This window comes from Carnobacterium sp. TMP28 (assembly GCF_047553015.1).
Lineage (GTDB): Bacteria > Bacillota > Bacilli > Lactobacillales > Carnobacteriaceae > Carnobacterium_A.
This window is the reverse complement of record NZ_CP180212.1, coordinates 2140867-2162688: the sequence shown is the minus strand read 5'-3', so window position 1 is coordinate 2162688 and position 21822 is coordinate 2140867. Positions and strand designations below refer to the sequence as shown.

Genomic DNA, 21822 nt, shown 5'->3' with positions numbered 1-21822 from the left:
AAATCATTCTCAATTAAAATGAGTACCCGAATGGTAAAGCAAAATTTCTTGTTTAATAAAAAAATTGATGGATAAATAAAACGATTCTTTGGAGAGGAAGAGAGTATGGAAGTATATGATGTGACAATAATTGGTGGAGGGCCAGCTGGACTATATAGTTCTTTTTATTCGGGGCTACGCGAGATGAAGGTCCAGATAATTGAGGCTCAACCTTATTTAGGGGGCAAATTAAATCTGTATTCTGAAAAGATAATCTGGGATGCAGGCGGGATTCCACCGATGCCTGCAGGTCAATTTATTCAACACCTGATTAATCAAGCGAAAACTTTTCAACCAACCATACGGACAGGCGAAAAAGTTAATGGAATTAAAAAAACAGTCGATGGAAACGTTCAACTACAAACGACAAAAGGTAAGACGTATTTAACGAAAACGCTTTTATTAGCGATAGGTAATGGCGTTTTAGATCCTAGTCCAACACCTTTTTTTACTAATGAGGGGGGACAATTAAAAAATGTCCAGATAGCTGTTACTGATTTTGAAGCAATGAAAGAAAAAAAGTTTTTATTTCTGGTGGAGGGCAGTCGGCGCTTGATTGGGCAAATATCTTGGCACCAATTGCAAAAGAGGTTATCCTAGTTTATCGGAAAGAAGCGTTCAAAGGGCATGAATCAGAAATCAAGAGGGCAATGAATGGTCCAGTGAGATGTATAGTAAAAGCAGATTTGATGGATAAGAAGATTACTCCAGATGGCTCAAAAATTGAGGCGATAACCATTTTTCATAAAGAAATAGATAAAGAAGAGACGATTTTAGTTGATGAAGTGATTGTCTGTCATGGCTTCAATCAAAAAAATGACTTGTTTGAGCAAAATGATGTTGGCTTAGAAGTTTTCAATGAGTATTATATTGAAACGACACCGCAAACTAAAACGGCAATACATGGTGTTTTTGCTTTAGGAGATGCCGCAAGTTATACGGAGAAAGTCCATTTGATAGCGGGTGCTTTTCATGACGCGATTAATGCTGTCAATGCTGCCAAATTATATATTGATCCAAAGGCTGATGCGATAGGAACTGTCTCAACTTATGCGGATAAGTTAAAACCAAAAGTAGCGACTGTTTGGAAACAATATGCAACAGAATAAAAACAGATTAATGGAGGAATAAAAATGAATGGATTAAAGAAGATGAAGTACATAGGACTAATGATAGCAGCAACGGTATTGCTAGGCGCATGCGGACAGAGTGATTCTACGAACAACCAAGACAGTACGAATGAGAATGCTTCAGAATTTCCTTTAACGTTAGATAATTATACCGTTTCCTCAGAGGGAGCCGAGTTTAGTGCAAAAGACATAACCTATAAATCTCGACCAACGTCCATCGTTGCTAACAACCAAGGAACAGCAGAGTTGCTTCTCCAACTTGGACTAGGAGAGGACATGGTAGGTGTAGCAGCACTATATGGTGAAGGCGACAAAACAGTGGCTGAAGAGTTCTCTAACATTCCAGTTCTATCTAAAGAATATGTAGGGAAAGAATTAGTCGTGGGAGCTAACCCAGATATTGTTATCGGTCGAGGGCAACTTTTTGCAAGTGCTGAGTGGGGAACGGGCACGGTTGAAGAATTAAATGAACTAGATATTCAAACATATATCCAAGCAACATCAACAAGTGAGGCAACTTTTGATGATTTATATGCAGATATTGAAAATCTGGGAAATTTATTCACGGTTCAAGAGAAAGCTCAAAAATTTTCGGATGATATACAAAAACGGATGGATAAGCTAATTGAAACTGTTCCTGCTAATCAAGAAACAATCAACTACGCGTACATCTTTGATGCAGAAGGTACAAACGTGAACATTTATAGTGGCTCAACGGATACGTACTTAAACGATTCACTGAGTTATATGAAGCTAAACAATGCCTTTGCAAGTGCAACAGGTGAAATTAGTGTGGAAGCTTTGCTAGAAGCTAATCCAGACGTTTTGTTGTTAGTCAATTATACTGGTGGGCGCGATCCTAAAGAGAGTCTAGCTGATTTAAAAGCAAATGAGGCCCTTTCAAGTCTAACCGCTATTAAAGAAGACCGTATTTATACGATTGATTACAATCAATTCTGGAGCTATGGGTATCAAATTTTGAGTGGGATGGAAGAACTTAGTACACAAGTGTACACAACAAACTAATGCCTAGTCAGAGAGGGAGAAAGCGATGAGCCGTATCGATAAGCAACGTCAATTAGTTTATGTAAGTTTACTCTTATTTACGGTATTGATCATTCTTTCGATAGGAATTGGTGTTACGGTCGGACAAGTTGCGGTACCTCTGACTGAATCTTTTCAAATCTTAATGAATCGTCTTTCAGGAGGATTAATTGGTGATTTATCTAATGTATCTTCTAATGCTTATGAGAATATTATCTGGCAAATCCGTTTCCCAAGAGTACTCTTAGCGATACTTACAGGTATGGGATTGTCATTGGCTGGGGCAGTGATGCAAACAACGGTCCAGAACCCGCTTGCTGATCCTTATATTTTAGGGATTTCATCAGGCGCTTCTCTAGGAGCAACGTTTGCGATAATGATTGGTTTTGGTGGAACAAGTATATTAGCTCAATTTAGTTTATCTTTTTGGGCGTTTTTAGGAGCGGTGACAGCGGCATTTTTAGTCTTGCTGTTATCTAATGTAGGTGGACAAGTTAATTCTATTAAGCTAATTTTATCTGGTATGGTATTAAATGCTCTATTTACCGCATGTTCTAATTTCATTATCTATCTAGCGAATGATGCAGAAGGAATTCGTTCGATAACCTTTTGGATGATGGGAAGTTTGGCAGGAGCGAGTTGGTCTAAGTTGCCTTTAATTGCGGCAGTCGTTCTGATTTGTTTTCTGTTTTTCTTGACTCAAGAACGAGTGCTAAATAGTATGCTACTAGGTGATGAAGCAGCGATTACGCTAGGCGTTAATTTAAATTTTTACCGTAAACTCTATCTAGTTATTGCGGCAATTCTAACAGGAATCATTGTTGCAAATAGTGGAATGATCGGTTTTGTTGGATTGATTATTCCACACATTGTCCGCGGAATCGTAGGCTCGAATCATCGTTATTTTTTACCATTATCGGTTTTTTCAGGGTCTTTATTTATGGTTTGGTCAGATATCTTATCGCGTATTATCTTGCCAACGATTGAATTGCCTATTGGTATTTTAACCTCATTAATTGGCGCACCATTATTTATTTATATTTTTGTCAAAAAAGGCTATGAGTTTGGAGGGTAAAAAATGAAATTAACGGTTGATAAGGTATCGGTATCGGTTGCTACTAAAAAAATTATAGAAGAGGTTTCTTTACAAGTTAGTGACAATCAATTTGTTGGGTTGATTGGACCGAATGGCTGTGGGAAATCAACTCTATTAAAAAGCATTTCAAAAATACTCGAACCTGATGCTGGAATCATTGCTTTGGACCATGAAAATATCCAAGAACTGTCAAACAAACAGCTAGCAAAAAAATTAGGTGTAGTAGGACAATTTCATCAAGTCAATTTTGATTTTTCTGTTCGCCAGATGCTCTTGCTTGGACGATCGCCACATAAAGGTTTGATGGAAAGAGACAATGCACTGGATTACGAGATAGTTGAGAACGTACTTCAACAAATGGATTTAAAAAAACTCGCTGATAGAAGTTTTTTATCCCTTTCAGGTGGAGAAAAACAACGAGTGATTTTAGGTAGAACGTTGGTGCAACAACCTAAGTTTTTAGTTTTAGATGAACCGACGAACCATTTGGATATTAAACACCAATTGAGTCTATTAAAAACAGTTAGTGCCTTGCCCATTGGTATTTTAGCAGCGTTACATGATTTGAATCTAGCTGCACGTTTTACAGATTACTTGTATGCTATGAAAGATGGGCAGATAATCAAACATGGAACACCAGAAGAAGTTATAACGGAAGCTGTTATTTCTGAACTGTATGAAGTTGATTGTCGCACGTACACGAATCCCATTTTAGGTAAGCAAACGATTGAATTTTTATAGAGAACTCTTTTAACTAATAAAAAAGGGTTCTTTTTTTATTTTTTAACTCCTGAAAAGTATGAATCTATGCTTGTAAGAAATGAAAAAACCTACCTCACGAAATAAGGTAGGCAATAAGTTAACTCTTGGATGATTTTTCAAAATGATACAAGCTAGAAACGACAAAATAAATACCAGCTAGTCCTAAAATGATAATATAGCCACTAATTAAACCCGCTGTAAGATAGCCGCCTAAGGTTAGGCCAACAGCGGCTAAAAGTTGAGAGCCTTGAAAAGATAGAGCACCAAAACTTAAGTAAGAAGCTTGTTTATCTTCTGGAATTAAATCAACTTTTCGAGCGCTTAAGATAGGCGCTGAGGCTAACTCTCCTAGTGTAGCTAGAATCATTAAGGGAATCAAAAAGTAAATACTATTTGCTGAAGCCATTAAACCATATCCGCTAATGTAGATAACTAATCCGACAATGACAACCGTTCGTTCTGTTTTTTTCTCGATTATTTTTGAAACAATAAAAGTAAAACAAACGACCATGATAGTATTCACTACTTGTAAGAGACTCAACATTCTGACTCCATCAATGGGGATTGAAAAAAGAGTCAGTGAGTCAAACTCTTTTGATAATCGGACGCCGGTATAATTTTGTAAAGACATTTCAGCAGCATTATAAAGAGCAAAACCTAGAACTAATGTTACCCAGCGCTTATCTTTAGCCGCAATAGAGTAATTAGTAAAGAGAGCGTGAAAAATTGTTTTTCCTTCACTATGTGAAATAGTATTTGTATAGGTGAGATTTTTTTGGAAAAAAGCTGAAATGATAAATTGCAAAAAAGCAGCCCCTAAAAACAGATAAATCAAGTAGTGTTTAAAGAGAAAACCACCAATAGAAGCTCCTAAAGCCATCGATAAGTTAAAGGTCCAATAGTGTAGTTGATAGACTTTTTTTCGCTCATGTAGGACTGTTGAATCAAGTAAGACCGCATCAGATGCAGAACGATATAAATTATAAGCTATGCCGCAGATTAGGTAACCACCAATTAACCAAAAAGATTGTGGTAGGATACCTATGAAGTTTAAAGCAATAATAAATAAGGAAATACCAAATACGTTTTGGAAAACAAGCAAAACTTTTTTACGTTGAAAATTGTCTGCTAGGTAACCACCAACAATTCCAGCAATAAAGGATAGAATAACACTTATCATAACTAAAATTCCCAGTGTTTCTTTACTGAACAAACTGGCTAAGTAAATAATAAGGTAAGGAATGGTACAAGCGTAGACTAAGCTACTAAAAAAAGAAGCAAGTAAGGTAGATTGAATATTTTTTGAAAAAGAGGATAGCATAAAAAAATCTCCTGACAAGGTAGAGGAACGGTTAATAGGATATGGATACCTCTCCTTCATTCATTTTGGCTCACTAAATACTAGTGAGTCAAAATAGCTTATCATAATTATGAGAATATGGAAATAATAAACTAAGAGAACACTAAGAAAAATAAGTGGAAATAGCCAAACGGTTCAAATAAGTAGGTATAAGATTTTTTATATAAAAATGTAGAATCAATAGTACATGATTCTTTAACCGTTAGAAAATAAAAAAACTACAAAACAAAGAAAAATTGTTTCATAGCATTTTTTTATTTAAACCATTCATTTTAGTAAGAAGAATAAATAAAGCAATTACGGATTTGACATCATTTCTTTTAATAATCCTTCATCATCATTTATATTGAGTGAATCAATTTTTCCTTCATCCATTTCAACTCTGCCATTTAAGACACGAGTTCCTTCTTCATTTTTTTCATCAGTGTATTTTACAGTTACATCAAATTCATAACGTTGCTCGTTTTTTTCATCTTGAACAATACGAATGCTTTCGGGCACTAGAGTATAGTTGGCCTTATCTGCCTCATCAGAGTACCGATATCCTTCTCCACTAGTTATAAAAAATTTTTCAAATCCGTAATCAGTAAAATATTCGCCGTAGTTTTCTTTTATATACTGATCAAAATCATTTTCTTTTTCTTGAATAGAAGAAGTGCTTGATTGTTCATCCTGGTTAATAATCGTGGCATTATCAGAATCGTAAAGTTTGGATAAGAGGACCTTATCAGGTGCATGAAACGTTTTCTCTAAAACGACCTCTATACCTTCTTTATTTTTATCGTTCTCATTAGTTAGCGTTTCGCTAGAACCATTTCCACAACCCAATAAAGTGAAAATAGCTAGGGTATTTAATAGAATTAATGAATACATAGACGTTTTTTTCACATCACTCATCCTTTCTTAGTTATGTAGCTCGATCATTAATAGAGTGGTTTAACGTTTTTCCTCTTTTTACTTTCCTCCTTATTATGATGATTTAAGTATAACCATTATTATAATAAATACTAGAACGCATTCGTTTACATGTTAGCAACCAGTAGTTGCACAGATGACGAAAAAGAGATTTAGTTAAATATAAACTAATAATTAATGGCAAAGAGCCTCTTATTTAGGTATGATAGAAAAAAAGCAAAAGATAAGGTGGAAACTATGGAGCTTGGAAAGAGATTAAAAAAAAGTAGAATGAATATGGGGTTCTCGCAAGGAAATGTAGCAGATCATTTAGCTATTTCAAGACAATCCATTTCAAAATGGGAAAATGGAAATAGTTACCCTGATTTGGATAATTTAGTGAAATTGAGTGAATACTATGACGTTTCAATTGACGAATTACTAAAAGGAAATCAAAATCTAAAAAATAAAACCAACATAAAAGAAAGTGAGATAGAAAATAACAGTCAATCAGATGCAACTATCAAAGATGAAGGATTGATTTTATTGGTTTTAACTTTTCTAAGTTTCTTGACAGCTCCTCTTGGCTTAGTTATTTCTCCTATTTTGATAAATAGAAATAAAAAAACAAACACGACATATAAGCTAATCTACTTAGCATGTGTTTGTTGTCTAGCCTTCAATTTATTTATTGTTTATGGCTTTTTAGGAGATGTTTTTGGTTGGGGAACGACGACTGTTGACTATCTAGGATAATCAAAAGGAGATTGATAGATTTAGACTCCATAAGAATTTCAATCCATCAATCAACAGAATGTTTAAGAATAACGTTATTGAGTTTAAGATAGTATGTTACCATCCCTGACTCTTTATCTTTGTTTCTTCTTTTTTCGATAAACAAAAGCACCTTTTATTAATAGACTGATTATAGACGTTAATAGTAACCAGCCCAATAAAAAAAACGTTTCAGAAAAATAGTTTGGCACAAAAAAAGAAATGAACAGTAATGGAATGAGATAGATAGGCATGAGAATATAAAACATTTTTTTATCCATAAATGATCCTCCTTAAAAGAGTCTTTTGTCGTTACTTAAAACTAGGCAATAAAAATTATCCGAATAAGATACAATAAAAAAAGGTGACCAGGATAGAAAAGGTAAAAGAAAGCTTTATTTTGTTTGCCTCTTTTTCCATTATAAAGTTGGATAGGGATAAAAGAAAAAATAGCTGTAAGATTCATTAAAAATAACGGTCCATTCAAAAGTGTTCTCAATAAAACACGGTCATGAAAATAATAAAAGATAAAGATACTTAATACACCGATTATAGAGTAATCTACTTTTAAAAGTTCACTAACCAGGAGTGCTAAAAGAAGTATGATCCACTTGCTATCTTGTTTTTTATCGAACGAATCAAAACTAGCGATACATAAAAGACCAATAAATAGTGTAAAGAAAATATTTTGATGAGAAAATTCGAGTAAAACACCTTTACTTGCCAGATCGAATGGAATTTCTGATAACAGAGCGAATAGTCCTAATTGACTAATGTATTTTTTTAAGTGATGGGTATGAAGGAATCCTTCTACAAGAAGAAAGGCAAAAATAGGAAAAGATACTCTTCCAATCAATCTAAAAATTACATATAGTTGATAAAGTAAGGAATAAGCGCTACCTTGAGGCAACTCGTTTGCTAAAAATAGTGAAACACTAGTTACTCCCTGACTCATTAAGTAGGGTTCAATTAAAAAAGCGCCAATGTGATCGATGAACATAGTGACGATGGCAATCCATTTTAGCGTGCTACCGGTAAAAGGTAGCTTGTTCAACTTAACTGATTTTTCTATAAAAATTTCCCTCCTTTTTTTGCGGTACTATTTAAACGACTCTAGCTGTTACGTTGTCTTTTTCAACTCAGCTAAAATGGCTAACGTTTTTTCGTAATCGGGATAAAGGTTTCCATCTAAGTCTTTACTTGAAATGTCAAATCCAAAATGTTGATAGAGTTGAATAGCAACAAGACTCCACGTTTGTGTATGGAGATAAATAGGAGAAGTATGTTCAAGATCTTGTAATAGCGTGAGAGTATGGGTCAGCATAGCTTTTGCAATCCCTTTTCCTTGATAGCCAGGTTTTACAGCAACCCAATGAACCAGTGGATAACGGTCTTTATTAGGTGTTTCTTTCCACCAAGCCGAGCAGGTTCCTATTTTTTCTCCCGAGGAATTTACAACAAACAGCATTCGTTTTTTTAATTCTTTTAGGTGAGGGGCAAACTTTTCTTCAAAATAGGTTAATGCTTGGACTGTATCCTCAAATTCAGAAACAGCCGTTTCAATAGCTGCCCATTCAACTTCATCCCCTTCTTGATAAAATATAAAGTCAAAACCTTGAGGCAAGTGGTGTTTAGTAACGGGTAGTTCTAACAACCGAGTCATCCAAATTTCTGCGTACGGAATGGTTTTATCTAACAAAAAAGCCCTCCTCTTTTTTAAAAAAATAGACCTTAGCCAGATAGTACCATAAAATTAGCCCGCTAAATAGACCTATCTCCCTCTAATCATTTTATTAGAAGGAAATAGGTCTGAAATGAAATTAATGAGCTTTTTTCTCTAAAAAAAGCTGTTCGAATTTCTTTTGTAGTTTATTAGGGTGTTCTGTTTTATTAGAGACTAGAAAAAAGGATTGAGTTTCTGAAAAATCCGTTAATGAAATAGTACTGAGCGACTTTTTTGCAAGATCGTCAGCAATAGAAATAGCATAAAGAAAACTAATGCCTTCATTTTTTTTGACTAATTCTTTAATTAGGTGAATATTGCCAATGCTCGCACATCTAGAAAATTGGCCTAATGATAAATGATTTCTGGAAAGAGATTGCACTAAAGCGCCGAAAATACCGGAACCTTTTTCACGAAGGAGTATTTTTTCGTTTTTTAAATCTGAAAACAGACTACTTTTTGAGCCAGCTAAAGGATGTTCGGGTGAGCAAATAGCGACAATAGAATCTTTAAAGAAAACTTTACTATCATAGTGATCAACATCAAGAGGACCCGAAATCAAAGCAACATCTATTTTCCTTTGGTCGAGCAAGTCTAATAAATTTTTAGTATTGTTAACAGTTAAATCAACTTTAGTATTCTTTTCAGTTAGAGAAAATTGCTGCAATTTATCTAAAATAAAATACTCACCAATTGTATAACTTGCGCCAACAGAGAGAGATTTTTGAGTACTATCTCTTGTCAATTCAGCCTTTATCTGGCTAGTTTCTTGTTCAATGATATCGAGTTCTTTTTTCAAATAGCGTCCTTTTTCAGTCAATGTTAATCTGCGGTGTTCATAGTAAAAAAGTTGCGTTTCTAAATAATGTTCTAAGTACTGAATGTGTTTTGTCACGGCAGGTTGAGATAAGTTTAAAAATTCAGCTGTTTTTGTATAGTTTAAGATATCAGCTAAAACAGAAAAAGTTTTATATCTGTAATCAATCATATCGAATCATCCTTCTTTAAGAAAAGTTGTTGTACGATTAAAGTATGAAAAAAAATGAACAAGCTATTCCTTTTAGTTATGCAAGTATAGCACTTTGTTATTTCCAAAACAATGTCATAAAGGATATAATAAATTTAATCGATTAAGTGAATTTTTGCACAAGGAGTGTGGCTGTCTGTTAATGAAATAAGAAATGAATCGAATCATTTGATAAGAAGGAATCAATGATTGTATGGACCCAAGACAATACGGTTAAAAATTTTAATAAGCCGTCCTTTTTTATTTGTTTGATATCATAAATAATCTATCTTAACTGGAGGAACCAATGAAAAAAGTAGAAAGAATTTTAGGATTTATTGCCATTATATTCATTTTTGTTATAGGAAAGAGTCAACTAGTATCAGATATATTATTTTTTAGATTAGTTGTTGGAATGGGTTTAGGATATGTTTTATCAAGATCGTATACAGGTTTTGCAGGAAGTGTGAACCGGGCTTTTAAAACAGGTTCTACTAAATTAATGAGAACTCTTATGTTTATGTTTTTTATTTCGTCTATTGTTACAGCAGCATTACTTTTCAAAGGAGATGTCACTACTTTTGGTCTTTGGATCAATCCAATTAACTTAGGCCTACTATTAGGTGGCCTCCTTTTCGGATTTGGTATGAGTTTTGCATCTTGTTGCGCATCAGGTGTTCTTACTGACCTTGTTACTGCGCTTCCAAGAGCTCTTATTAGTCTGATTTTCTTTGCAATGGGAGTATTTTTAGGATTCCCAACGCAAAATACAGCGAGCATTGTTACGGAGTCTTGGTTTACTACTGAAACAGGTGAACTGTTCAGTAAAGGCGTCTATCTTCCAGATTTATTTTTATGGGATGGAATGGGCGGTTATCTAGGTGCGGTTATTCTAACGGGTCTTTTTGCTCTTATCGTTGTTGCTCTTTCTTATAAATACGAACAAAAAAGAAAGAGAGAGAATACATTTACGGGAGTTTCAGTAGAAAAAATGCAAGAAGAAGAAGTACCTTTTGATTCTAAAGATTATGCGTTAGTAAGTGAAGCAACTTATAGTAGACTGTTCATAAAACCGTGGTCACTTGTACAAGGAGCTGTAGGGATTACCTTACTATTTGCCTTATTAATGGGAGTGACTCACTCTGGATGGGGAGCATCAACGCCTTATGGTTTATGGTTTGGTAAATTCTTAATGATTTTTGGTGTTTCAGCTGATTCTTTAGCTTCTTTTGCTCAAATGAAACCAGACGGATTTATCCAACCATTCTTTGAGAATGGGGTTTCTGTACAGAACTTAGGTATTGTTCTAGGTACGATCATTTATCTTTTAACTGCGGGTAAATTTATTCAAACATTTGTATCAGAATTAAAAATTAGTTTTAAAGATGTATTCCTTTTCGCTATGGGTGGATTTGCTATGGGATTTGGTACTCGACTAGCTAATGGCTGTAACGTCGGAGCATTATATACGCCAATCGCAAACTTCTCTCTATCGGGATGGATATTCCTAATCGTTATGGTTATCGGTGGCTGGTCAGGAAATATTCTTGGAAAGAAAATCAACAGTTAAACAAAAAATGGATACTGTAGGAGGAATTTAGTTATGAGTAAAAGACTATTAATTATTGGTGGCGTTGCTGGTGGAGCATCAGTAGCGGCAAGAGCTCGCAGAAATGATGAAACAGCAGAAATTATTATGTTTGAAAAAGGTCCTTACGTTTCTTTTTCTAACTGTGCTTTACCTTTTCACTTAAGTGGTATCGTAGAAAAAGCAGAAGATTTAGTTTTAATGAAACCAGAAGGCTTTGCTAGTCAATACAATATTGACGCACGTGTAAATCATGAAGTACTGTCTATTAATAAAGCTGAAAAAACAATCGTTGTTAAAAATGTATTAACTGGTGAAGAAAAAATAGAGCCATACGATGAGTTAGTCTTATCACCGGGTGCAAATCCTATTTTACCAAGAAGCATTAAAGGTATCGATAAAAAACATGTTTTCACTGTTCGTAACGTTCCAGATATTGACAGAATTAAAAAATATATAATAGAAAATGATGTTAAAGACACTGTTGTTATCGGTGGAGGATTCATTGGTCTTGAAGTGGCAGAAAACTTGAAACTGGATAATAAGAATGTTGCATTAGTCGAAGCAGCGAATCAAATTATGGCTCCATTTGACTATGATATGGTTCAAATTTTACACAAAGAAGTTATGGACCATGGAGTAGATTTATTTGTAGAAGATGGAATAGCTGAAGTAAAAGACGATAAAATTATTTTACAATCTGGTACAGAAATCAAAGCTGAAATCGTTATTATGGCCATTGGCGTTTTAGCTGAAACAAGCCTAGCTAGACAAGCTGAACTTGAAATCGGAACAACAGGCGGAATCAAAGTTAATCAACATTACCAGACTTCAGATCAACATATCTATGCAGTAGGAGATGCAATTGAAGTTACAAACTTAATTACAATGAAACCAACCCGTTTAACATTAGCTGGTCCTGCTCAACGTCAAGCACGTGCAGCAGCGGATAATATGTATGGCAAAGCACATCGCAACACGGGTGTTATCGGTTCTTCAGTTGTTCAGTGTTTCAATATGAATGCAGCTGCAACCGGACTAACTGAAAAACAATGTCTAGCAGAAGGCATTGATTACTTAACATCATATGTGATTCCTAAAGACATGGTTGGATTGATGCCAGATGCTAAACCGTTATTCTTCAAATTAATTTTTGCTAATCCTTCAGGTCGTATTTTAGGTGCACAAGCAATTGGTCAAGGAAACGTTGATAAACGAATCGACGTTATTGCAACTATGATTACGATGCATGGTGACTTAGAAAACTTAAAAGAATTAGAATTGTGTTACTCACCAATGTTTGGTACAGCAAAAGATGTTGTTAATATGGCTGCTTTAGTCGGATTAAATGTCTTGAATGGCGATTTTAACCAAGTTCCTGTTACACAGGTGAGATCATTAGTTGAAAATGATGCGTTTATTATTGATGCACGTGAAGAAGGCGAATATGCAAAAAGCCATTTAAACAACGCTATAAATATTCCACTAAGCCAATTCCGTGACCGTTTAGATGAAATACCAAAAGATCAACCGGTTTATATTCACTGCTTATCAAGTCAACGTAGCTACAATATGGTTAAAGCGCTGAATCTGATGGGATATGAAAATATTTATAACGTAATGGGTTCATTCCTGGGTATCAGTATGTATGAATATTTCAATGACCAACGTCTAAATCGTAAACCAATTATGACAGACTATGCGTGGGTTTGATCCAAACGTACAGCATAGACTGAAATGAAAGTTTGAACAGGCAAGAAAAGGCTAGGACATTATGTCCCAGCCTTATTCTGTTTTTTATTAATTTTTAAAAAAAGAATAACTAAATCATAAAAGTTGGTGAATAATGAAAAAAATGAAAAGAAAAGAGCATTTTCGTGTCTATACGTATGCTACTTGGGGAACAATCTTTCTTGTTTGGTTTTTAGTCACCGAATTTGGATTGGTTTCTTCACGATTGATTCCTTCTCCTGAGCAAGTGATTTATTCTTTTATAGAGATCATGCAAAATGGGTACAATGGAATTCCTTTATGGTCGCATGTAGGTATTAGTTTATACCGGTTATTTATTGCATCTTCTTTAGCGTTTATTACGGCTGTTCCGTTAGGTTTAATGAGTGGTTACTTTAAACGATTTCGTGCAGTTATAGATTCCGTTGTTCAATTTTATCGTCCACTGCCTCCTTTAGCTTACTATACATTTTTAATCTTATGGCTCGGAATTGATGAGTCTTCTAAAATAACGCTGCTCTACTTAGCTGCTTTTGCGCCTATTTACCTTGCTTGTGTTTCTGCAGTGTCGACTATTGATGAAAATTATTTATTGAGCGCAGAGTCCCTAGGTGCATCTAAAAAAGATATCTTTTTCACAGTAGTTTTACCAGCAAGTATGCCTGAAGTATTTACAGGTTTAAGAACAGCAATCGGTATTGCTTATACGACTCTTGTTTCTGCAGAGATGGTTGCAGCTACATCTGGTGTTGGTTGGATGGTTATTGATGCTTCCCGATATTTGAAGAGTGATATTATGTTCATTGGAATTATTATCATGGGAATTACGGGTGTGCTACTAGATTGGGGCCTAAGAAAACTAGAAACTAAACTTGTCTTTTGGAAAGGAAAACAATAATATGAAACAATTAAGAAAACACTATAAATTATTCTCACTTGTTCTAACAGCAGTTGTTATCGTTTTTTTAACAGGTTGTAGCTCTTCAAAAGAAGAAGCTAGTGATGCATTACCTGAAGAAGTCACCATTGGAATTATCCGTGTTCCAAATGATAAAGAGGTTGCTATTTCAAAAGGATTTTTCAAACAGTACTTTGAAGATAAAGGTATTGAAACCAAGTTCTTATTTTTTGATTCAGGAGTAGCTGCAAATCAAGCTTTATCATCAGGTAGTATTGACTTTGCTGAAATGGGTTATACCAACTCGGTTGTTGCATTAGCAACAGGTATTCCGGTTGAATTGATTTGGATTCATGAAGTTTTAGGGTCAAATGAAGCTCTTGTTGCGAGAAAAGGATCTGGTATCAAAGAAGTAAAGGATTTAGCCGGTAAGAAAGTAGCTACTCCTTTTAGCTCAACGTCTCATTATAGCTTATTGAAAGCCGTGCAAGATGCAGGTGTTGAATCAGACATTCAACTTCTTGACATGGAAACAAGTAGTATTTTCGCTGCTTGGGAAAGAGGCGATATTGATGCGGCCTATACGTGGGAGCCATCGTTATCTGAATTAAAAAAATCAGGAGATGTTATCATCGATAGCAAAGTATTGGCTGATAAAGGCTATATGACGGCAAATATTGATGTTGTGCACAAAGATTTCTCTGAAAAATATCCTGAATTAGTATCTGATTATATCCGTGCACTTGATGAAGCTGTTCGTTTCTATCGTGAATCTCCTGAAGAGGCAGCTAAAGCAGCTGCGAAACAGCTAGATATTACACCAGAAGAAGCTATAAAACAAATGGAAGCGACCACGTGGTTAACGAGTGATGAACAAGTTTCTGCACCTTATCTGGGAACAGATGATCAACAAGGAGAATTTTCACAAGTATTTTTAGACACAGCAAAGTTTCTGAAAGAACAAAAGTCAATTAAGGCAATTCCAGATAAAAAAGACATAGATGAGTTTATTAAAACCAGTTATATCGAAGATACTTTAAAGGAAGAAAAATAGAACGGAGAGATGTGGGAAATGACACAAACAGCTGACAACGCGCCAGTGGTTGAGCTAGACCACGTCAATTATGAATATACGACGAAAAATTCAGTCGTTCAAGCGATAAAAGATATCGACTTAACGATTAATCAAGGTGATTTCTTTTGTCTAGTTGGTCCTTCAGGATGTGGAAAGAGTACGTTGCTGAAAACGATAGCGGGCTATATTGAACCAACTAGTGGGGAAAGCCGCATGGAGAACGAGATAATCAAAGGACCACATTGGAAAAGAGGGGTGGTATTCCAATCAGCAACCTTATATCCATGGTTAACCGTTCGTAAAAATATTGAGTATGGACCACGGATGCGAAAACAAAGCAAAGAAGAGATAAAAGAGAGTAGCGATTATTATTTAGAGCAAATTGAGTTAAGTGATTTTGCTAATCATTATCCTTTCGAGCTTTCTGGTGGAATGAAACAACGTGTTTCTTTAGCCAGAGTTCTTGCAAATAAGCCTAAACTTGTTTTAATGGATGAACCTTTTAGCGCATTGGATGCAATCACTCGATTAAAAATGCAAGATTTCTTAAGAGTATTGTGGAAAAAAAACAATCAGACTATTTTATTAATCACACATGATATTGAAGAAGCATTGTTATTAGGGACAAAAGTAGCCGTAATGTCTAAAAATCCTGGTACGATTCAAAGTGTCTTTTCTGTTCCTTATTCTGAAAAAGTTTTGAATGATAAAGAGTATCGTATTGAGGAGGATAGTGAATTTATGAAACAAAAATATGCTATCCTTAAAGCAATCTCTTAATAGCCTAGTTGAATAAGACTGTCGGAAAAGATAAGGCGCTTTTAAAAATAAGAGTAAAAAACTACTGATTTATTTCAGTAGTTTTTTTTACTGAATAAAGAAAGTGCGTTTATAATTTGAATGACAGTTAAGCATTCAAGTTGACTTAATACTAGAGCTGTATTACTATCACACTACTAAGACTAAAAAAAGTAGACACAATTTTATTGAAATGGCTTTAATAAGTAGGCATACGTTAAAATGAAATTGTATCGAATAGACGTGTTGCTCGTTTTTATTCAGCGAAGTTAGTGAGGCCTAAGATGATACAAATGAAACAAAATAGTTATTCAACACTATTTTCAATAAGAACTAAAAGATAATTGAGTCGTTTACTTCAATCTAAAAAATAGTCCGATATCTTTAATAAAATAAGTAGAAAAGGATTTGAAGTAACAATGGGGAGAAAAGAAGCAGTAACTAGTTTAGATACGGAGTCAGTAGGGAAATCATTCATAAGGTATCTAGTTCCTTCTGTTGTTGGGATGTTATTAATGGCTGTTAATATTATTATTGATGGAATTATGGTCGGCAACAAACTCGGATCAGTTGCTCTAGCAGGTGTAGGTATTGCTGCACCTGTTTATAGTATATTCGTAGCGATGTCGCTATGGATAGGTGTAGGTGCGGCAACTCGTTATTCTGTCATGATGGGTTCCAAACGGCCAGATCAAGCAAGGATTATTTTTTCACAAGCGATTAGTTTGATACTAGTTTTAACGATAATGATTGGGTTTTCTGCTTTTGTTTTTAGAACAGAACTTGCTTATTTGTTGGGCGCGAATGCAGATACAATTGGGTATACATCAGATTATCTAAATATTTTATTGCTTTTTGGATTTATCTTTACAGCGGAGAATGCTTTTAGTATTTTAGTTCGTAATGATGGTGGTCCGAATACAGCAATGACTGCACTTATTGTTACATCAGTTGTTAATATCATTCTAAATTATGTATTTTTATTTATTTTTGACTTTGGAGTAAAAGGTACGGCCACTGCAACACTTATTGGTGCATTAGTGGGTCTTATTATCCTTAGTACGCATTTTTTTAAGAAAAATAATAATTTGCGTTTTGTACGTTTTACCATTGATAAAAAGTTGATCGGTCTCATTTTAGTTATCGGTTTTCCAAGTTTTCTAGCAGAAGTAGGTATTTCATTTTTTACAGTTTCACACAATATCGTATCCGAAAATCTTGCAGGAACAGTTGGTGTCTCTGCTTTTGCGGTATTAAATTACGTTCATAGTGTCATGTTGTTATTGTTTCTAGGAATGGGATCAGCAATTCAACCGTTAATTAGCTATTACAAAGGCGCTAAGGATGAAAAGAAGATACAAAAAACAATTCAACTCGCAATTGGAACAGCTCTGATAGCGGGTATCTTATTTATGCTTATTGGGCAGTTTGCTGCCACACAAATCGTCAGACTGTTCGGCGACTTCCCTGAAGAAGTCGTAGTATTAGCAGTATCAGGGATTAAATTATTTTTCATTGCCTATCTCTTTATGGGAACCAACTTTGTCATGATGACTTATTATCAATCTATTGGACAAATTCGAATGGCAACATGGATTACTGCAGCACGTGGCATAATTGTGTTACTGATAATGCTCATGATTCTGCCTGAATTATTTGGTTTGACAGGTTTATGGCTTGCCGTTCCAGCATCAGAATTTATTGTACTTTTGACTGTTTATTATTATCATAAAAGATGGCATAGTAAAAACAACCATTCGACATTATAGAATAAAAAGTAGCAACTAAAATTACGCAGGAGTAAACGTTACTCTGCTCATTTAGTTGCTGCTTTTTAGTTTTTTAGTAGAATAGAGGAGCAGCTATTTTGTGATGGATACTTACAATAACTTGTTTTCTTATGTTCTTTAAGAGATAATGAAATTAGTAAAAAGATTAATGGAAATAAACTCATTCTCTAAGGTAAATAGATAAAATGATTGGTTAACTATTCATTTAAGAGGAGGCGACAAAGATGCCTATCACTGTATTGATAGTATTTCTTATAATAGCAAGTGTAATTTATAATAGCTTATGTATAGTGAAATTAAAAGAAGAAAATAATAATCTGAAAAAAGAAATAGAACTCTTAAAAAGAAGAATATCCAGTCAATAAGTAGCCAATGAGATGACTCAAACAGAATAAATAAATGAACTAGGATACTTTTAAAACGATGACCTTTAGAATAGGTTGTATAAAAACATACATATTAATCACACTATATACCAAAATAGTAAAAGAACCTTGAATTTACAAGATTCCAATGCAGGACTATTATCGGTTTATATTGTTAAAGATTTTCGCTGTGTCTAACAGCCGTTTTTTCAGTCATTTATTCTTGAATTTTTCTTTGTACTAGTATGTCTAGTAGATAGATTTTTTATCAGACTCCTCTACTTTTATAAAAAATCTGAAATATGTAGCATTATTTTCTACCAGTATTTTAAAATGTACTGGTATTGGCTATACATTAGTAGACAAGTCATTCACATAAATGTAATGCACTAGATCAAACTGTAAAAAATGTTTGGAGAGATCGGTTTTATTTATAGCTTAGACAAAATAAAGAGTCAAACGGTAGCTTTAATCGCTACTGTTTGACTCTTTAACTACTTATTAGTTGAAAGAAAGAACACGTTCGTCATCATCCATGTACTCTTTATCTTGAGCAGGTGCTTCAATAGAACCAAATGGCATTTGGGCACGCAACTTCCAGTCAGCAGATAAATTCCATTGCGAACGAACAGCATCATCAATCAATGGATTGTAGTGTTGCAAGCTAGCTCCGATATTTACGGTTGCTAATGTAGTCCAGACAGAGTGCTGTGCTATTCCAGAAGCTTGTTCTGACCAGATTGGGAAGTTATCTGCATATAATGCAAATTGTTCCTGTAGTTTTCTAACCGTACTCATTTCTTCAAAGAATAAAATCGTTCCATATCCAGCACGAAAAGAATTTAATTTTCCTACTGTTGGAGCAAAATCTTGTCCTTTAGGAATAACTTCTTTCAAAGCAGCTTCTGTTAAATCCCATAAGGTTTCATGAGAGTCTCCAAATAAGACAACTGCACGTGAAGTTTGTGAATTGAATGAAGAAGGGCTTTCTTTGATAGCTTTTTTTACTAATTCCATGATTTTTTCGTTAGATAAAGAAACATGTTTACCTAGTGTATAAATAGAGCGACGTTCTTTTAATAAATCAACGTATTGATTGTCCATATACTGTATTCCTCCTCAGATGATCGTGCTTATTAATGAAACATATAAATATCTTTATATTAAGATATTTATATGGTATATTTATCTTAACATAAAGATATTAAAAAAGATAGAAAATAAGCATTTAATTATCTAGTGGAGGGAAAATAATGACAACAAATATTAAATTAATGGTTGTATTTGGAAAAATGGCTCATGCACTTCAAGAAAATTTAAGTAAAAATCTTGAAGAGTTAGGTATGCCATTCAGCTTGTATCCTATTTTGGCCTATTTAAATGAAGTTGAGAGGGCTAAAACTCAAAAACTTGGCGAAGTAGCTGTTATTAGTAGTGGAACAATCACTCATACAGTCAATAAATTGCTTAAATCACATGATGTAGAAAAAATACAAGATGAACAAGACAAACGCATTTTTTGGATTCAGATTACAAAAGAGGGGAAAAAAAGATTTGAAGCCGTTCATTCAAAGCATATGGAGTACTTGGACGAATTGCTGAAAGAATTTACGGAAGAAGATAAAGTAGCATTAATTGAGTTAATGAAACTGTTTGGAAAAGGAATAATAAGAACAAGCGAGTTAAAAGGAGACTAAAAAGGAGGCTAGAAAAATTCCTAGTCTCCTTTTTATTAAAAATAAGTTAATGATTAACTCGACTAAACGTGGTGTCTTCAATAAGTTCTTCTTTATTCACAATATATTTACTATAGACTTTATCGATTACGAGTGCAATAGCGTTATCGCCAGAAACGTTCGCTGCTGTCCCGAAACTATCTTGAGTAATATAAAGAGAGATAAGCAGATTGCCCAATGAACCAGTTGGATCAATACCGACCATATAAACAAATGGAATTGCACTCATAATTGCCCCTCCAGGAGCACCGGGAGCAGCAACAAGCGCGACACCTAAAGTAGCAATAAAGCCAGCCATCATTCCAAAACTATGAGGCATATCAAACATCAAGAGTACAGCTGTCACACATGAAGTAATAGTAACGACACTTCCCATAAGATGAATAGTTGCACTTAGCGGGATAACAAATTCTCTGATTTCTTTTGAGACCCCATTTTTGCGAGCACATTCCATATTAACAGGAATAGTAGCGGCAGAAGATTGCGTACCTAGAGCTGTGAAATAGCCAGGTAATTGATTTTTTAATAAAGTAAGCGGATTTTTTCCAGTGTAAAGTCCAGCTAGTACAAATAATAGAATAAGAAGCAATAATTGCAAACCAATCACGACGATGAATACTCTCCAAAAAACAGATAGAAGAGAAAATACTGCACCACTGTAACTTAAATTTAAAAAATTCCCAAAAATATAAATCGGTAGACCTGGAATAATAAGTGTTTTTAAAATTTGAGTAATAATTTCACCAAATTCAGTGAAGAAATGATACATGACTTCGCCCTTTTTCTCTTTACGCAACCAAGAAATAAAGACTCCAAACAAGAAAGCAAAGACAATTGCTGATGTGACTCCAAATAAAGGCTCCAGTGGTAGAGTAAAGAGTGGAGTTAGTTCAGTTCCTTCAGTTTGAACGGTTTCTCTTATAGAAGCGTCAATAAATAAAGGGAAAAGACTTGAAGCTAAGAAATAAGCAATAAATCCGCCAATCAGAGTATTAGAATAGGCCATCAAAACATTAAGGCCAAGTAACTTTCCAGCCCCATCTGTTAAATCAGAGATACCTTTGATAACATAACCAACAATCATTAAAGGAATAATAAAGGCCAACAATTGGCTAAATAAAGCAGACAAAGTAACAGGGATTTGAAGTAAGAATTCTGGTACAAAGGTTAATTGTCCCACTAACACTCCCAAACCAATGGCAATTAACAGTTTTGGTACAAGTCCAATTTTAACTTTCTTTTGTTTATCTATACTAACTCCTCCATTCTCAACTTAATTCTATATAGAATACTATTTAAACAGTCAATTGTCAAAACAATAACAAAGAGTGATCGCAAAATAAACGACTTAGTCTCACTGTAGGCATTTATATTTTCCATCATGGTCTATTATTCTAGTTGTTATTTAAAGTCTATACAAAAGCAACTTAAAGTCATATACTCATTTATAAAAGGAGATTTTTATGAAAAAACTTTATTTAGTAGCGTATACTCTGTTGTTTTTCGTATTAGTAGGCTGTGACAGCATCACTGATGAAACTATTTTTGTAAAAGGAAATGAATTTTATACTGGATTGACAAAAGAAAAATTAGAAGAAAATAGTAAAATGAACAGACCTTCTAAACTGGTAGTAGTTAGTGATAGCTATTTTACCGCTAGTTCCATAGTTGAAATGGGAGAAAAAGATAAAAATGTCGTAAATGAATTACTTCAAGTTCGCGACTATAGACAAAAAAAATCGTATAAAGGTCATCCAACATACGATATTATTGAACGTACTCCAAATGGAGATAAAATAGATACCGTTATTTCAGTTAATCATGGAGATTATTATTATTTACTATCCTTAAATCTACTATCGGATGCAAACGTTAACTTAGATAATGAAGCTAGCTTAGCTTCTGCAGCATCGTATGGTGACTTAAGTGGGAAAAATACTAGTGATGATGGATCAACGGATTATTATTTTGAGATTTACGAAAAATAGTAGTAGAAGACTAATTGGTTTTTTA

General features: G+C 34.3%; 22 protein-coding genes. 14 read left to right on the top strand and 8 right to left on the bottom strand.

The window, feature by feature from the left end:
• Positions 1-105: 105 nt before the first annotated feature.
• The 5 genes from ACMHYH_RS10265 to ACMHYH_RS10245 are packed head-to-tail and all read left to right on the top strand — an operon-like array spanning position 106 to position 4050.
• On the top strand, positions 106-639 hold the full coding sequence (locus tag ACMHYH_RS10265) for an NAD(P)/FAD-dependent oxidoreductase (RefSeq protein WP_414839307.1): 534 nt from the start codon (positions 106-108) through the stop codon (positions 637-639).
• Positions 609-1148: an NAD(P)/FAD-dependent oxidoreductase gene (locus tag ACMHYH_RS10260; protein WP_414839306.1), complete on the top strand. Its 540-nt coding sequence runs from the start codon at positions 609-611 to the stop codon at positions 1146-1148. The genes ACMHYH_RS10265 and ACMHYH_RS10260 overlap by 31 nt, the downstream gene beginning before the upstream one ends.
• A 24-nt stretch (positions 1149-1172) precedes the next feature.
• On the top strand, positions 1173-2195 hold the full coding sequence (locus tag ACMHYH_RS10255; protein ID WP_414839305.1) for an ABC transporter substrate-binding protein: 1023 nt from the start codon (positions 1173-1175) through the stop codon (positions 2193-2195).
• A 25-nt stretch (positions 2196-2220) separates the two neighbouring features.
• The gene (locus ACMHYH_RS10250) at positions 2221-3288 is read left to right on the top strand and encodes a FecCD family ABC transporter permease (RefSeq protein ID WP_414839304.1); all 1068 of its coding nucleotides are present in this window, start codon (positions 2221-2223) and stop codon (positions 3286-3288) included.
• Positions 3289-3291: 3 nt separating this feature from the next.
• On the top strand, positions 3292-4050 hold the full coding sequence (locus ACMHYH_RS10245) for an ABC transporter ATP-binding protein (protein WP_414839303.1): 759 nt from the start codon (positions 3292-3294) through the stop codon (positions 4048-4050).
• A 118-nt stretch (positions 4051-4168) separates the two neighbouring features.
• Here ACMHYH_RS10245 and ACMHYH_RS10240 read toward each other — a convergent pair whose 3' ends face one another.
• Together ACMHYH_RS10240 and ACMHYH_RS10235 are read right to left on the bottom strand one after the other, a co-directional pair.
• The gene (locus ACMHYH_RS10240) at positions 4169-5392 is read right to left on the bottom strand and encodes an MFS transporter (protein WP_414839302.1); all 1224 of its coding nucleotides are present in this window, start codon (positions 5390-5392) and stop codon (positions 4169-4171) included.
• Between the two features lie 336 nt (positions 5393-5728).
• Positions 5729-6319 carry a hypothetical protein gene (locus ACMHYH_RS10235; RefSeq protein WP_414839301.1) on the bottom strand — a complete coding sequence of 197 codons (591 nt, stop codon included), beginning with the start codon at positions 6317-6319 and terminating at the stop codon, positions 5729-5731.
• A gap of 264 nt (positions 6320-6583) precedes the next feature.
• Between ACMHYH_RS10235 and ACMHYH_RS10230 the strand changes: the two genes are divergently transcribed.
• Entirely contained in the window at positions 6584-7081 is a 498-nt protein-coding gene (locus ACMHYH_RS10230; RefSeq protein WP_414839300.1) for a helix-turn-helix domain-containing protein, read from the top strand.
• Between the two features lie 113 nt (positions 7082-7194).
• Here ACMHYH_RS10230 and ACMHYH_RS10225 read toward each other — a convergent pair whose 3' ends face one another.
• The 4 genes from ACMHYH_RS10225 to ACMHYH_RS10210 all read right to left on the bottom strand — a co-directional run bounded on the left by ACMHYH_RS10225 (position 7195) and on the right by ACMHYH_RS10210 (position 9810).
• Entirely contained in the window at positions 7195-7380 is a 186-nt protein-coding gene (locus ACMHYH_RS10225) for a hypothetical protein (RefSeq protein WP_414839299.1), read from the bottom strand.
• Positions 7381-7421: 41 nt separating this feature from the next.
• Positions 7422-8153: a TraX family protein gene (locus tag ACMHYH_RS10220; protein ID WP_414839298.1), complete on the bottom strand. Its 732-nt coding sequence runs from the start codon at positions 8151-8153 to the stop codon at positions 7422-7424.
• Positions 8154-8219: 66 nt separating this feature from the next.
• The gene (locus tag ACMHYH_RS10215; RefSeq protein ID WP_414839297.1) at positions 8220-8798 is read right to left on the bottom strand and encodes an N-acetyltransferase family protein; all 579 of its coding nucleotides are present in this window, start codon (positions 8796-8798) and stop codon (positions 8220-8222) included.
• Positions 8799-8919: 121 nt separating this feature from the next.
• On the bottom strand, positions 8920-9810 hold the full coding sequence (locus tag ACMHYH_RS10210) for a LysR family transcriptional regulator (protein WP_414839296.1): 891 nt from the start codon (positions 9808-9810) through the stop codon (positions 8920-8922).
• A 325-nt stretch (positions 9811-10135) separates the two neighbouring features.
• Between ACMHYH_RS10210 and ACMHYH_RS10205 the strand changes: the two genes are divergently transcribed.
• The 6 genes from ACMHYH_RS10205 (at position 10136) to ACMHYH_RS10180 (ending at position 17687) form a co-directional block, all read left to right on the top strand.
• Positions 10136-11398, top strand: a complete 1263-nt coding sequence (locus ACMHYH_RS10205) for a YeeE/YedE family protein (protein WP_414839295.1) — start codon at positions 10136-10138, stop codon at positions 11396-11398.
• Positions 11399-11431: 33 nt separating this feature from the next.
• Positions 11432-13129 carry an FAD-dependent oxidoreductase gene (locus ACMHYH_RS10200; protein ID WP_414839294.1) on the top strand — a complete coding sequence of 566 codons (1698 nt, stop codon included), beginning with the start codon at positions 11432-11434 and terminating at the stop codon, positions 13127-13129.
• 133 nt (positions 13130-13262) lie between these two features.
• Positions 13263-14045, top strand: a complete 783-nt coding sequence (locus tag ACMHYH_RS10195; protein ID WP_414839293.1) for an ABC transporter permease — start codon at positions 13263-13265, stop codon at positions 14043-14045.
• A gap of 1 nt (position 14046) precedes the next feature.
• Positions 14047-15099 (top strand): aliphatic sulfonate ABC transporter substrate-binding protein, encoded by a 1053-nt coding sequence (locus tag ACMHYH_RS10190; RefSeq protein WP_414839292.1) that lies wholly within the window; start codon positions 14047-14049, stop codon positions 15097-15099.
• A gap of 18 nt (positions 15100-15117) precedes the next feature.
• Positions 15118-15900 carry an ABC transporter ATP-binding protein gene (locus tag ACMHYH_RS10185; RefSeq protein ID WP_414839291.1) on the top strand — a complete coding sequence of 261 codons (783 nt, stop codon included), beginning with the start codon at positions 15118-15120 and terminating at the stop codon, positions 15898-15900.
• A 437-nt stretch (positions 15901-16337) separates the two neighbouring features.
• Positions 16338-17687 (top strand): MATE family efflux transporter, encoded by a 1350-nt coding sequence (locus tag ACMHYH_RS10180; RefSeq protein WP_414839290.1) that lies wholly within the window; start codon positions 16338-16340, stop codon positions 17685-17687.
• An 887-nt stretch (positions 17688-18574) separates the two neighbouring features.
• On the opposite strand, the gene ACMHYH_RS10175 is transcribed toward ACMHYH_RS10180, so the two are convergent.
• Complete coding sequence (locus tag ACMHYH_RS10175) at positions 18575-19177, bottom strand: nitroreductase family protein (RefSeq protein ID WP_414839289.1); 603 nt, start codon at positions 19175-19177, stop codon at positions 18575-18577.
• A 149-nt stretch (positions 19178-19326) separates the two neighbouring features.
• Between ACMHYH_RS10175 and ACMHYH_RS10170 the strand changes: the two genes are divergently transcribed.
• Positions 19327-19770, top strand: coding sequence for a MarR family winged helix-turn-helix transcriptional regulator (locus ACMHYH_RS10170; RefSeq protein ID WP_414839288.1), 444 nt, complete (start codon positions 19327-19329; stop codon positions 19768-19770).
• 46 nt (positions 19771-19816) lie between these two features.
• Here the strand turns inward: ACMHYH_RS10170 and ACMHYH_RS10165 are convergent, their stop codons facing one another.
• Positions 19817-21061: a dicarboxylate/amino acid:cation symporter gene (locus ACMHYH_RS10165; RefSeq protein ID WP_414840388.1), complete on the bottom strand. Its 1245-nt coding sequence runs from the start codon at positions 21059-21061 to the stop codon at positions 19817-19819.
• Positions 21062-21272: 211 nt separating this feature from the next.
• Between ACMHYH_RS10165 and ACMHYH_RS10160 the strand changes: the two genes are divergently transcribed.
• Positions 21273-21797 carry a hypothetical protein gene (locus tag ACMHYH_RS10160; protein WP_414839287.1) on the top strand — a complete coding sequence of 175 codons (525 nt, stop codon included), beginning with the start codon at positions 21273-21275 and terminating at the stop codon, positions 21795-21797.
• The last annotated feature ends 25 nt before the right edge of the window (positions 21798-21822 follow it).